This is a genomic window from Bradyrhizobium sp. AUGA SZCCT0105 (genome assembly GCF_018129565.1).
Classification (GTDB): domain Bacteria; phylum Pseudomonadota; class Alphaproteobacteria; order Rhizobiales; family Xanthobacteraceae; genus Bradyrhizobium.
In genome coordinates this window covers 705,312-718,479 of record NZ_JAFCMK010000001.1, presented here as the reverse complement: position 1 = coordinate 718,479, position 13,168 = coordinate 705,312, and the positions used below count along the sequence as shown (strand labels likewise).

Annotated in this window: 13 protein-coding genes; 2 read left to right on the top strand and 11 right to left on the bottom strand. The window is 64.2% G+C overall.

What is annotated here, in order from left to right:
• Positions 1–58: 58 nt before the first annotated feature.
• The 5 genes from JQ573_RS03310 to JQ573_RS03290 all read right to left on the bottom strand — a co-directional run bounded on the left by JQ573_RS03310 (position 59) and on the right by JQ573_RS03290 (position 5,092).
• Complete coding sequence (locus JQ573_RS03310) at positions 59–778, bottom strand: haloacid dehalogenase type II (protein ID WP_212317457.1); 720 nt, start codon at positions 776–778, stop codon at positions 59–61.
• A gap of 154 nt (positions 779–932) precedes the next feature.
• Complete coding sequence (glpX, locus tag JQ573_RS03305; RefSeq protein ID WP_212317459.1) at positions 933–1,931, bottom strand: class II fructose-bisphosphatase; 999 nt, start codon at positions 1,929–1,931, stop codon at positions 933–935.
• Between the two features lie 80 nt (positions 1,932–2,011).
• A complete protein-coding gene (locus tag JQ573_RS03300) occupies positions 2,012–3,331 on the bottom strand; it encodes a homoserine dehydrogenase (protein WP_173643386.1) in 1,320 nt (439 codons plus the stop codon).
• A gap of 37 nt (positions 3,332–3,368) precedes the next feature.
• Positions 3,369–4,589: an LL-diaminopimelate aminotransferase gene (locus JQ573_RS03295; protein ID WP_092113857.1), complete on the bottom strand. Its 1,221-nt coding sequence runs from the start codon at positions 4,587–4,589 to the stop codon at positions 3,369–3,371.
• A gap of 215 nt (positions 4,590–4,804) precedes the next feature.
• Positions 4,805–5,092: a hypothetical protein gene (locus JQ573_RS03290; RefSeq protein ID WP_176535054.1), complete on the bottom strand. Its 288-nt coding sequence runs from the start codon at positions 5,090–5,092 to the stop codon at positions 4,805–4,807.
• A 293-nt stretch (positions 5,093–5,385) separates the two neighbouring features.
• Between JQ573_RS03290 and JQ573_RS03285 the strand changes: the two genes are divergently transcribed.
• Together JQ573_RS03285 and JQ573_RS03280 are read left to right on the top strand one after the other, a co-directional pair.
• Positions 5,386–7,194, top strand: a complete 1,809-nt coding sequence (locus JQ573_RS03285; RefSeq protein WP_212317461.1) for an alpha/beta hydrolase — start codon at positions 5,386–5,388, stop codon at positions 7,192–7,194.
• Between the two features lie 73 nt (positions 7,195–7,267).
• Positions 7,268–7,666, top strand: a complete 399-nt coding sequence (locus JQ573_RS03280) for an MAPEG family protein (protein WP_212317462.1) — start codon at positions 7,268–7,270, stop codon at positions 7,664–7,666.
• A 41-nt stretch (positions 7,667–7,707) separates the two neighbouring features.
• On the opposite strand, the gene JQ573_RS03275 is transcribed toward JQ573_RS03280, so the two are convergent.
• The 6 genes from JQ573_RS03275 to JQ573_RS03250 form a co-directional block, all read right to left on the bottom strand.
• On the bottom strand, positions 7,708–8,301 hold the full coding sequence (locus JQ573_RS03275) for a bifunctional 2-polyprenyl-6-hydroxyphenol methylase/3-demethylubiquinol 3-O-methyltransferase UbiG (protein WP_212317463.1): 594 nt from the start codon (positions 8,299–8,301) through the stop codon (positions 7,708–7,710).
• Positions 8,302–8,317: 16 nt separating this feature from the next.
• Positions 8,318–9,298, bottom strand: coding sequence for an N-acetyl-gamma-glutamyl-phosphate reductase (gene argC, locus JQ573_RS03270; RefSeq protein WP_212317464.1), 981 nt, complete (start codon positions 9,296–9,298; stop codon positions 8,318–8,320).
• A 121-nt stretch (positions 9,299–9,419) separates the two neighbouring features.
• Positions 9,420–10,466: an N-acetyl-gamma-glutamyl-phosphate reductase gene (argC, locus tag JQ573_RS03265; protein WP_212317465.1), complete on the bottom strand. Its 1,047-nt coding sequence runs from the start codon at positions 10,464–10,466 to the stop codon at positions 9,420–9,422.
• Positions 10,466–11,137 (bottom strand): FMN-binding negative transcriptional regulator, encoded by a 672-nt coding sequence (locus tag JQ573_RS03260; protein WP_212317466.1) that lies wholly within the window; start codon positions 11,135–11,137, stop codon positions 10,466–10,468. Before JQ573_RS03260 ends, argC (JQ573_RS03265) begins: the two co-directional genes overlap by 1 nt.
• A gap of 220 nt (positions 11,138–11,357) precedes the next feature.
• Positions 11,358–12,347, bottom strand: a complete 990-nt coding sequence (locus JQ573_RS03255; protein WP_212317467.1) for an MBL fold metallo-hydrolase — start codon at positions 12,345–12,347, stop codon at positions 11,358–11,360.
• A 154-nt stretch (positions 12,348–12,501) separates the two neighbouring features.
• The gene (locus tag JQ573_RS03250) at positions 12,502–13,032 is read right to left on the bottom strand and encodes a DedA family protein (protein WP_212317468.1); all 531 of its coding nucleotides are present in this window, start codon (positions 13,030–13,032) and stop codon (positions 12,502–12,504) included.
• Positions 13,033–13,168: the final 136 nt, after the last annotated feature.

The following is a 13,168-nucleotide window of genomic DNA, read 5'->3' as shown; positions in this document are numbered from 1 at the left end:
AATCAGAACCGACCCTCCAGGAAGGAATCGTAACGCTTCGATGACGAGCAGACCAGTTCTAGCAACCCATCCGGGTGGCGATTTCCCCGAAATCCTTGGCCACGATGTCCCATTCGCCGGTGGCCTCGAAATCGACCTTCTGCAACGGGCCGTATTCGGTCGGCCGCGCGACGAACGCCGTCTTCAGGCCGTGCTTCTGCGCATGCTTCAGGTCGTAATTGTGCGCGGCCACCATCATCACCTGCTCCGGCGGCAGGCAGAGCAGCTTTGCGGCGCCGAGATAGGTTTCCGGATCGGGCTTGTAGTGCTCGAACAGCTCGGCCGACATCACGAGGTCCCATGGGAGGCCCGCGAACTTCGCCATGTTGGTGAGCAGCGCGACGTTGCCGTTCGACAGCGGCGAGATGATGTACTTGGTCTTCAACCGGGTCAGGCCGGCAACGCTGTCGGGCCACCCGTGCAGGCGATGCCAGCCCAGCGTCAGATGGTGCAAATCGGCCTCGGTGAGGCCTTTCACGTCGAATTGCGCGACCAGCTTCTCCAGCGAGCGGCGGTGCAGAACGTCGAGGATCACGTAGCCGTTCTGCGGGTTCTTGCGCACCTCGTCCATCGAGGCCGCATAGACCGCGCGCCAGCCGTCAACCAGCGCAGTCCAGTCGGCCTTGATGCCTGATGTCTCGCCCCATTTGGTGAAGTCGTTGATCAGGCTCGTGCGCCAGTCGACCACGGTTCCGAACACGTCGAACACCAGTGCCTTGACGCCGGAAAGATCGGACATGGGTGCCTCCCTTCTTGTGTTGTTCTTGCTTGCGTCAGAATCTCTCCTCGTCATTCCGGGATGCGCCTTTGGCGCAAACCCGGAATCCATACTCCCGATGGTGGTTATGGATTCCGGGCTCGTCCTTCGGACGCCCCGGAATGACGGAGTCTGCTTAGTCCAGGTGGAACTTCTCGAGCTGCCGGTGCTCGGCCTTGATGTAGCGCACGGTGCCGGTGACCGAGCGCATCACGACCGTCTCCGTCTCGATCACGTCCTTCTTGAACTTCACGCCTGAAAGCAGCGAGCCGGTGGTGACGCCGGTGGCGGCGAACAGGCAGTCGCCCCTCGCCAGATCCTCGATGCCGTAGATCATCTTCGGATCGGTGACGCCCATCTTGTGGGCGCGCTCGCGCTTCTCCTCGGTGTCGAGGATCAGGCGGCAGTGCATCTGGCCGCCGATGCAGCGCAGCGCGACCGCCGCCAGCACGCCTTCGGGCGCGCCGCCGGTGCCGATATACATGTCGACGCCGGTCTCGTCGGGCTTGGCGCAGTGGATGACGCCGGCGACGTCGCCGTCGGTGATCAGCTGCACGGCAGCGCCGGTCGAGCGCACGCCGTTGATGATGTCGGCATGGCGCGGCCGGTCGAGCACCAGCACGTTGATCGCGCTGGGGTCGACGCCCTTGGCCTTGGCGAGTCGGCGGACATTGTCGGCCGGCGGCGCGTCGAGCTCGATCACGTTCTTGGCGTAGCCCGGGCCGATCGCAATCTTCTGCATGTAGACGTCGGGCGCGTGCAGCAGCGTGCCGCCATCGGCCATCGCCATGGTGGCGATCGAGCCCGGCATGTTCTTGGCGCACAGCGTGGTGCCTTCGAGCGGATCGACCGCGATGTCGACCTTGGGGCCGGCGTTGAGCCCGACCTTCTCCCCGATGAACAGCATCGGCGCCTCGTCGCGCTCGCCCTCGCCGATCACGATGGTGCCCTCGATCGGCAGCTTGTTGAGCTCGCGGCGCATCGCGTCGACCGCGGCCTTGTCGGCGGCCTTCTCCTGGCCGTGGCCGCGCAGCCGCGCGGCCGACACCGCCGCGCGCTCCGTTACGCGCACGATTTCGAGCGTCAGGATGCGCTCGAGCAGCATCTGCGGCGGAACGGAAATATGGGTCGACATCGGCGTACTCCTTAAAGCCTCGGGGACAGGCCAGCCTGCCCGCATCAATCGTCTCACGCCCGACCCGTTCAGGTCATGCGTTAGTTTTTCTCGATCCGGATCACCTGCGGCCGGCCGCTGATGACCTTATCGCGCTGCACTGCGGCCAGCGCACGATGCACCGCATCCTCGCTGGTCGCGTAGGTAATCAGAATGACCGGGACCGGTGAAGGTTTTTTGGCCGCACCGTTCACATCGACGCCATCCGGATGCCGTTGCACGATGGACTCCAGAGATATCTTCTGTTCCGCGAGCCGGGTGGCGATTGTTGCAGCAGTGCCTGCAAGATCGCGCGCCATCAGGCGGATATAGTAGCCACCCTCGTGGCGTTCCATCGGCGCCTTGGTGGTGTCGCGCAACCGCTCCACCGGACGCCCGAACGGCTTGGCACGAATGCCGCGGGCCACATCGGCGATGTCGGCGACCACCGCCGAGGCGGTCGCGCCGCCGCCGGCACCCGGACCGACCAGCGTGATCGGGGGAATCCCCTCGCCGTCGATCGCCACCGCGTTGGTGACGCCCATCACCTGCGCGATCGACGATGATTTCGGCACCATGGTCGGATGCACGCGCTGCTCGATGCCCTTTGCCGTGCGCACGGCAACGCCGAGCAGCTTGACGCGGTAGCCGAGTTCCGCGGCGGCCTTGAGGTCTTCCGGCGTGATCGAGGAGATGCCTTCGACATAGACCGCGCTTTCGGCGACCTTGGTTCCGAAGGCGAGGCTCGCCAGGATCGCAAGCTTCTGCGCGGTGTCGTGACCATCGACGTCGAATGACGGGTTGGCTTCGGCGTAGCCGAGCCGCTGGGCGTCCTTCAGGCATTCCTCGAACGACAAGCCCTCCTGCTCCATCCGGGTCAGGATGTAGTTGCAGGTGCCGTTCAGGATGCCGTAGACGCGGTTGACGCTGGTGCCGGCGAGGCCCTCGCGCAGCGTCTTGATGACCGGGATCGCCGCACCGACTGCCGCCTCGAAATTCAGCGCGCCGCCGTGCTTCTCGGCCGCGGCGGCAAGCCGCAGCCCGTGCTTGGCGATCAGCGCCTTGTTGGCGGTCACGACCGACTTGCCGGCCTTCAGTGCGGTCTCGATCGCGGAGAGCGCGGGATCGCCGGCGCCGCCCATCAACTCGACGAAACAGTCGATATTGGGATCCTCGGCCAGCGCCTGCGGGCTCTTCGCCCAGGCGATGCCGCGCAGGTCGAGGCCGCGCTTCTTGGCTTTCGAGCGCGCGGTGACGGCGACGACGCGAATGCCGCGGCCGCTGCGCTCGGCCAGCGCCCGTCCTTGCGTTTCGATGAGGCGGACGACATCGGCACCGACGGTGCCGAGCCCCGCTATGCCCACGTTCAGGGGTGCGACCATGGATTTAGGGACCTGGAGATTAAGCAACCTGGAAGGATTAGCGCCGGTTGGCGAGAGGAACGACGTTGTGCAACGTTTCGATGCCGCTTTCAAGGAAGCGGCGTACGCCACGCGCGGCCTGCCGGATGCGCTGCTCGTTCTCCACCATCGCGATGCGGACATAGCCTTCGCCATGCTCGCCGAACGCAACGCCGGGCGATACCACCACGCCGGATTTCTCCACCATCAGGGTTGCGAACTGCATGCTGCCGACCGCCTCGAACGCCTTGGGCAGCGGCGCCCAGGCAAACATCGAGGCCTGCGGCGGCGGAATGTCCCAGCCGGCGCGGCCAAATGACTCAACCAGCGCGTCGCGGCGTTTGCGGTAAGTGTCGCGCATCTCGCGGATGCAGTCGTCGGGGCCGTTCAGCGCGGCGGTCGCGGCCACCTGGACCGGCGTGAAGGCGCCGTAATCGAGATAGGATTTGACCCGCGCCAGCGCTGCGATGATGCGCTCATTGCCGACCGCAAAGCCCATGCGCCAGCCGGCCATCGAGAACGTCTTCGACATCGAGGTGAATTCGACGGTGACGTCGAGCGCACCGGGCACCTGCAGCACCGACGGCGGCGGATTGTTCTCGTCGAAATAGACTTCCGCGTAGGCCAGATCGGACAGGATGAAGATGTCGTGCTTCTTCGCGAACGCGACCAGATCCTTGTAGAAGTCGAGGTCCGCCACATAGGCGGTCGGGTTCGACGGATAGCAGACGATCAGCGCGATCGGCTTCGGAATCGAATGCTGGATCGCCCGTTCGACCGCCTCGAAGAACTGCGGCGTCGGCTCCGACGGCACCGAACGGATCACGCCGCCCGCCATCAGGAAGCCGAACGCATGGATCGGGTAGCTCGGATTCGGGCACAGCACGACGTCGCCAGGCGCGGTGATCGCCTGCGCAACGTTGGCGAACCCCTCCTTCGAGCCGAGCGTCGCAACCACCTGGGTATCGGGGTTCAGCTTGACGCCGAAGCGGCGCCCATAATAGGCGGCCTGGGCCTTGCGCAGGCCGTTGATGCCACGGGAGGCCGAGTAGCGGTCGGTCCGCGGCTTGCCCAGCGTCTCCTTGAGCTTCTCGATGACGTGGGGCGGGGTCGGCAGGTCCGGGTTCCCCATGCCCATGTCGATGATGTCGGCCCCGGCATTGCGCGCGGCCGCCTTGGCCTGGTTGACCTTTTCAAAGACGTAAGGCGGCAGACGGCGAATGCGGTAAAAATCTTCCATGAGACCCTTGCTCCGACAACCGCAATGCCAGAATCGTCCCCCTTGGTCGACTTGCGGAAGCCGGCTCGGCCTCTTACAGAAATCGCACTGAATCAATGACTTAGAGCGAATTCAGGCGCACGATCGGGGGGCTGCGGCCGGATCTGCGGTTGAATTGGGTTTCTTTTAGCACGGACGCCGGGCGGCGCCAGCGCTGATCGGCCGATCTCGCGCGTTCACTTCCCGCTTTGGGCCGCCGTCGCAGCCTGTGCCTGGGCCTGACGATCGCGCGCGGCAACCAGCTCCTGCTCGATCTTGGCCTGATCCGCCGGCTTGATCGTCGGATCGGCGCGGTCGGGCGGAATATCGTGCACCGGGAGGTAGCCGTTGGCATCCTTTTGCCGCGCCGGCGCATCGGCCGGCATGGCCATATCGGCAATCGTGCTCGAGCACCCGCTCAGCGCCAGCATCGACGCGAGCAGCGCTGCGGCCGCGAGCCCCCTGTTCATTCGATCGATCGGCATGCGCCGAATTGTCCCCAACAAGCTAGCGCGCACGTCGCACATTGCCGACACGGGTCGCACTGGTACGAGCCTTGCAGCGTCCCCGCTGCATTAGTCCTGGCTTTAGCGGTTTCAAACCATTGTCGCCCGAAACGCTTAAAGCGGGAACACCAAAAGCGACCCCTGAGGCTTCAATATGACGGAACAAAGATTTTTTTATCGCACCGCAACAGAGCGAAACATCGGCTTTTGACTGATTTCCGCTACCGCACCGCGCGATGACGCCCTCCAAACGACGCGATAGTGTCCCCCAGATGAGCAACGTCAGTACCGACACCCAAGCCGCCCCGAAATTCAACGCCGAAGCCTTCGCCATGAACATCGCGCGAGCGATGGAGAGCAGCGGCCAGGCGCTGGCAGCCTATCTCAAGCCGCGCCAGACCGGGGAAGTCCGCGACAAGCCGCCGAACGAGCTCGGTGAGGTCATCAAGACCTTCAGCGTGATCGCCGAATACTGGCTGGCCGACAAGGAGCGCGCCTCCTCGCTGCAGATGCAGCTCGGCAAGGATTACCTCGATCTCTGGGGATCGGCCGTGCGCCGCATGGCCGGCGAAGCCGATGCCAAACCCGCAATCGCGCCGGCCCCGCGCGACAAGCGCTTCCAGGATCCGGAATGGAAGTCGAATCAGTTCTTCGACTTCATCCTCCAGCTTTATCTGCTGACCGCGAAATGGGCGCAGCAGCTGGTCCACGACGCCGACGGAATCGATCCTCACACCCGCAAGAAGGCCGAATTCTACGTCCAGCAGATCACCAACGCGCTGGCGCCGTCGAATTTCGTGCTGACCAATCCGGAAGTGCTGCGCGCCACGGTCGAGACCAATGGCGACAATCTGGTCCGCGGCATGAAGATGCTGGCCGAGGATATCGAGGCCGGTCACGGCACGCTGCGGATCCGCCAGTCCGATTCGAGCAACCTCGAGGTCGGCGTCAACATGGCGACGACGCCGGGCAAGGTGATCTACCAGAACGAGCTGATGCAGCTGATCCAGTATTCGCCGGCGACGGAGAACGTGCTGCGCACGCCGCTCCTGATCGTGCCGCCATGGATCAACAAGTTCTACATCCTCGATCTGCGGCCTGAGAAATCCTACGTCAAATGGTGCGTCGACCAGGGCATCACGGTGTTCGTGATCTCCTGGGTCAATCCGGACAAGGAGCTCGGCAAGAAGACCTGGGCCGACTACATGGCCGAAGGCCCGCTCACGGCGATGGACGTGATCGAGAAGGTCACCGGCGAGATGAAGGTGCACACCGCCGGCTATTGCGTCGGCGGCACCATGCTCGCCTCGACGCTCGCCTATCTCGCCGAGAAGCGCCGCCAGCGCGTGACGTCGGCGACGTTCTTTGCCGCGCAGGTCGACTTCACCCACGCCGGCGACCTCCTGGTGTTCGTCGACGAGGACCAGATCTCGGCGCTGGAACGCGACATGCAGGAATCCGGCGTGCTCGAGGGCAGCAAGATGGCGATGGCCTTCAACATGCTGCGCTCGAACGACCTGATCTGGTCGTATGTCGTGAACAATTATCTGAAGGGCCAGTCGCCCTCCTCGTTCGACCTGCTGCACTGGAATTCGGACGCGACGAGGATGCCGTCGTCGAACCACTCCTACTATCTGCGCAACTGCTATCTGGAGAACCGGCTGTCGACCGGCACGATGGTGCTCGACAACACGCTGCTCGATCTGTCGAAGGTAAAGGTGCCGGTCTACAACCTCGCCGCGCGCGAGGATCACATCGCGCCGGCGGAATCGGTGCTCTACGGTTCGCAGTTCTTCGGCGGCCCGGTGAGATATGTGCTGTCCGGCTCAGGCCACATCGCCGGCGTGGTCAATCCGCCGGCCTCGAAGAAGTACCAGTACTGGACCAACGACAACATCAAGGACATCAAGCTCGCCGACTGGCTTAAGGGCGCCGAGGAACACAAGGGATCGTGGTGGCCCGACTGGCGCGGCTGGCTGGAAAGCCATGATCCAGAGACGGTGCCGGCGCGCATTGTGGGCTCGAACGGGGCGTCGGTGCTCGAGGACGCTCCGGGCAGCTATGTCCGCGTCCGCGCGTAGCGCCAAGTCTTCCGCTCAGCTATAAACAGACGGTCCCGACCGTCGGGAATCGAATTCACGTGAGGGGGAGACGATGACGCGCGAACTGTTCTGGCTGTCGCTGACGGTGATCCTGACCGGGCTGCTGTGGATTCCCTACATCATCAACCGCTGCCAGGTGCGCGGCCTCTCCGGCGCCATGGGCAATCCCACGCGCAACGACAAGCCACACGCGGAATGGGCCAACCGGCTGATGTTCGCCCATGACAACGCGGTCGAAAATCTCGTGATCTTCGCGCCGCTGGTCTTGATCCTCAACGCGGCCGACTATTCCACCAAATGGACCGTGCTGGCCTGCGCCGTCTATTTCTGGGCCCGCGTCGCGCATCTGATCGTCTACACGCTCGGCCTGCCGGTGTTCCGCACCCTGGCCTTCACCGTCGGTTTCATCGCCCAGGCGGTGCTGGCGCTCGCGATCTTCAAGATCGTCTGAGCAACACATTCGCGCCGGCGGCGGTGACGGCCGCGCCGGCGCTATTCCTCGCCCTTGCGCACCACGATATGCAGCATCGTTGCGGGCGCCTCGTCGAAACTCTTGATCTCGCTGGTGTCGGACGAGACCTGGACCCACGCCCCCGACGCGGCGTAGGTCGCCGCCAGCCAGTCGGCCGCGGGATAATTGTAGTAGCGGCCGATGCTGTCGCGGCCATCGCCATGGCCGATCTTGTAGCTCGCGTAGAAGATGCCGCCGGGTTTCAGCGCGCGATGGATGCGACTGAGGATGCCGGCCAATTCGTCGCGCGGCACGTGCAGCAGGCAGGCGCTGGCCCAGACGCCGTCATAGGCCTCCAGGTCCTCGAGTTCATCGAACAGCATCGCCTCGACGGGATGGTTGATGCGCCGCGCCGCGACGTCAGCCATCTCGGGGGACCCGTCGGTCGCGCGCAGCACGAAGCCTTCGGCAAGCATGACGGCGGCATGATTGCCGGCACCGCAGCCGAGTTCGAGGATCGCGCCGCCCGGCGGCAGCAGCTTGAGAAAGCCGATCAGCCGGGTGGACGGCGCTTTCGCCCACCCGGCATAGGCCTCGGCATTGCGCCGGTAGAATTGCAGCGTGGCGTCATCCACGATGCGAACCTCGCCGTCAGCTGTCGGCCAGTCCGAGCATCAGCCGCATGTTCTGCACCGCGGCACCCGAGGCGCCCTTGCCCAGATTGTCGAGCCGGGCAACCAGCACCGCCTGGCGGTGCTTGTCGCTGGCGAACACATAAAGCTCTAGCTGGTTGGTCTCGTTGAGTGCCTCCGGCTCGATCCGCCCGCCCTTCGCCGCTTCGTTTTGCAGCGGCATCGCCGAGACGTGTTTGCTGCCGGCATACCACTTCGCCAGAACAGCCTGCAGGTCGGCGCCGGTCGGCTTGCCCGGCAACGTGTCGAGCTGCAGCGGCACCGAGACCAGCATGCCCTGCCGGTAGTTGCCGACCGACGGGATGAAGATCGGCCGCCGCGTCAGATGCGAGTAAAGCTGCATCTCCGGCACGTGCTTGTGCTCGAAGCCGAGGCCATAGAGCTCGAAGGCCGGCGCCGAGCCATCCTCGAAGCTCGCGATCATCGACTTGCCGCCGCCCGAATAGCCGCTCACCGCGTTGACGGTGACGGGATAATCCGCGGGCAGCAGGCCGGCATCGACGATCGGCCGCAGCAGCGCGATCGCACCGGTCGGATAGCAGCCCGGATTGGAGACCTTCTGCGCGTTGCGGATCTTGTCGGCCTGGTCGGGCGCGAGCTCGGCGAAACCGTAGGTCCAGTCGGGCGCGACGCGATAGGCGGTCGACGCATCGAGCACCTTCGGCGCCGAATTGCCCATCGTGTCGATCAGCGCGACCGTCTCCTTGGCGGCCTCGTCAGGCAGGCAGAGGATCACGAGATCCACCTCCTCCATCAGCGCACGCTTGGCGCCTGCATCCTTCCGCTTGTCGTCCGCGATGTGCTTCACCGCGACGTCGCCGATCGCGTGCAGCCGCTCCTGGATACCGAGGCCGGTGGTGCCGGACGCCCCGTCGACGAACACGGTGGCCCTGGTCGCACCGCTCTTGGTTTTCGGCTGGTTGGTATCGGTGACGGTCATGGCATGCTCCTTTCGAGCTCGTTCGTTTCGTTTGCTAACACGTTTGGCCGCACCTGCGCCGCCAATCCGGGGCTGTTATCCCTAGATTGAGCGCATCCTCGTCCACGACAACAACCCCCGCTCACGGAAACAGCGCGATCTGCTCCAGCCCGGTGGTTTCGGGCAAGCCGAACATCAGGTTCATATTCTGGATCGCCTGTCCGGCCGACCCCTTCACAAGATTATCGAGCGTCGAGAGCACGATGGCGCGGTTCTTGATCCGGTCGGCGACGACGCCGATCTGAACGTAATTCGAACCGCGCACGTTCTGCGTCTGTGGCAGCACGCCCTTCTTCGTCACATATACGAACGGCTCGTTGGCGTAGGCCTTTTCCAGCTCGGCGCGCAAATCGTCGGGCGTAGCCCCGTTGAGCTTGACATAAGATGTGCAGAACTCACCGCGCGCCATCGGAATGAGATGCGGGGTGAAGTTCACTGTCACAGCCGAGCCAGCGGCTGCGCCGATCTCCTGCTCGATCTCCGCCGAGTGTCGATGGCTTCCGATCGAATAGGGCGACAAACCTTCGCCGGCCTCGCTGAACAGCGTGTTCTGCTTCAGTCCGCGTCCGGCGCCGGTGACGCCCGACTTTGCGTCGATGATGATCTCGTCGACGTCAATCAGCTTTGCCTTCGCCAGCGGAACAAGCGCCAGCAGCACCGCCGTCGGATAGCAGCCGGGACAGGCCACCAGCCGCGCGGCCGTGACCTTCTCCCGGTAGAGTTCGGTCAGCCCATAGACGGCCTCGTCCTGCAATTCGAGCGCCCGGTGCTCATGGCCGTACCATTGCGCGTAGCTGTCTTTGTTGCGCAGCCGGAAATCCGCGGACATATCGAGGATCTTGATTCTGGGATTGGCTTTCAGCACCGCGGCGATGATCTCTTGCGTCGTCCCATGCGGCAGTCCGCAGAACGCGGCATCGAGCCGCGTCCAGTCGACTTTTTCCCATTCCACGAGTTTTGGCAGGTCGAGCATGAAGAAGTGAGGAAACACCTCGCTCATCGCCTTGCCGGCATGGGTGTTGGCGGTAAGCGCGGTGATTTCGGCATTCGGGTGCCGCGCCAACAGGCGCACCGCGTCGGCGCCGGTGTAGCCGGACGCGCCCAAAATTCCGATTTTCTTCTTCATCATTACTCGCTCCTCGGAAGCGCAGTCATCTCGGCCTGTACCATCGCGAAAGCCTGCGGGCGCACTTCGCGCATCAAAGCCGCGATGTCCCGGGCACCGGCTTCGGCCTGCAATGCGAGCGTGTTACCGACCGCCGCGAAATCGGTTTCAGACTTGTGCTGGTTCAGCTTGAAGCTGCCCTCCACCTCTTCCACCATCATCTCGAGGCCCACGATGGCCTTCTTCATGGCTTCCAGCCGCGCGGCGGTCATCTTGCCCGACACCCACGGCTTTTTCGGCAGCAGCCGGTCCTCGAACTTGGCGCTCAGCACGTCGATCTGAACGGCAAGTTCCTCGTCCGACAGGGTCCGCACCGGCCCGGTCAGATGAACGGCCTGATAGAGCCAGGTCGGCACCTGATCGGGCGACACATACCAGTCCGGCGACACATAGGCATCCGCGCCCGTGACGGCCAGCAGCCACGGGCTCCCGTTCGCCAGCTTTACCAGCGGATTGTGACGGGCAACATGAAACAGCGCCCGCGGCGTACCGTCGGCGGCGTAGGTCAAATAGAACGGCAGCGCAGAGGCGATCGGCTTGCCGCCATCGCACGCGCAGACGATGCCGAAACCGCGCGCTTCCGCGAACGCAAGGCTCGCGGCGCGGTCAGGCTTGAAAGGCGGTGGCGTATACATGATCGAAGCTCCTGCATGACGAAGGAGCCGCCAGATCGAACCGCGTGTCTTTTTCAGGAGAGCGCCGCGGGATCGGATCCGGCGGCAGAGGCGATGGTCTTAAACGCGAGCGACCGCCCATACCGCGATAATGCGGCGGCGGCGGGCGATGATGATGGTCGCGGCGTTGATCATGGGCGCGGCTATAAGGCCGCGCCCGTTTTGCGTCAAGGAAAACCGTTCAGATCGCCGGATTCCACGGCGCCGGCACGACGCGGTAGCCATTGCCGTCCTTGACCACATTGCCGAGGCCCGGGAACGGGTAATGATAGCCCTGCACCTGGAGCCGTTCCGCGACCACCATGTCGTAGATCCGGCGGCGGGTCTTCTCCGCGACGTCGCCGTCCTGGTCGAAGAACGCATGCCAGCCGGGATTGGCCGCGAACAGGTTCGGATTGTTGGTGACGTCGGACTGGATGAAGACCTTGTCCGCCCCCGAAGCCAGCACGTAGGAGGTGTGGCCCGGCGTGTGGCCGACGGTCTCGACCGAGGTCAGGCCCGGCGCGATCTCCTTGCCCCACTCGTAGGGCGTGACCTTCTTCTTCAGGCCGGCCTCGAAGATATTACGGTTGTTCTTGAACAGGCCCTGCATGCGGCCGGCGGGCGCCCGGCTCATCTCGCCGTCATCCATCCAGAACTTCCATTCGGTCGCCGGCACCAGCACTTCGGCATTCGGGAACGCCGGCGTGCCCTCCGCCGTCAGCAGGCCGTTCACGTGGTCGGCATGGAAATGCGAGATCACGACCATGTCGACATTCTTCGGATCGAAGCCGGCCGCGGCGAAATTGTCGGCGAACTGGCCACTGGCACCCTTTGTGCTGGCTTTCGCCAGCGCGCCATTGCCGGTGTCGATCACGACCAGCTTGCCGCCGGTGTTGAGCACGAGCGGCGCGTACCAGATCGACACCATGTCGCGTGGCATGAAGGCCTTCTCCAGCGCCGCGTTGACATCGTCCCGCTTCGCATTCGGGATGAAGGAATCTTCCAGCTTGAAGACGTTCTTGCCGTCCGACACCGCGGTGACGAGGATGTCGCCGACCTTGTAGCGATAGAAGCCCGGCGCCTGCCTGTCGGCGGCGGGCGCTGCGGCGGCCGCGGGAACGGCAGGCAGCAACGGCGCGGCTGCGATGCCGGCAGCACCTGCGAGAGCGCGACGTCGTGTCAATTCCATCTGATGTCCTCCCAGTGAAGCAATGATGCGCCCGGCCGAGCCGCGTCCGCTGCGGCGAGTTTTTGCTCAGCGTTTTGACAGTCGCGTGAAGACGGCTGTGCAAGCAATTGTTCTTCCGCCTAACCCCTGCATCGTCGCGATATTCCTGACGTCGTTACACCGCCCGCCACATCCACTCGACGACCTGGCCGATGACGTCGCCAAACAACAGCAGCGCCGCCGACCAGACCAGCGCGGAGACGAAATTGGCGATCTGGAATTGCCAGTACGACATCTCGAAAATGCCGGCGGCAAGCGGCACCGAGGCGCGCAGCGGGCCGAAGAAGCGCCCGATGAAGATGCTGGGCACGCCCCAGGTCTTCACGAAGGCCTCGCCGCGCGGCAGGATCTCGGGGTAGCGCGACAGCGGCCACATCTGCGCGACCTGCTCCTTGTAGCGATAGCCGAACCAGTAGGAGACCCAGTCGCCGAGTGCGGCGCCGATGCCGCCCGCGATCCAGATCGGCCAGAAACTGATCCCGCTGACGCCGATCAGGGCGCCGATCGCGACCAGCGCACCCCAGGCGGGCACCAGCAACGAGATGAAGGCGAGCGATTCAGCGAACGCCAGCAGCATGACGATCGGAGCGGCCCAGGCCTGGTGGTGGCGGACGAATTCGGCCAAGGCCCGCGCAAAGTCTTCCATCTCGTCGAGTGCCCTCCGCTGCGTTGAAAACTGAATGAACCTTTGTAGCGGCACACAGCCTAAGAACAGGTAAGCCAGCCCATTGCGTGACATCAAGTCACAAAGGCGGGGATCAAACGTGATTTCCGGTAAGGCC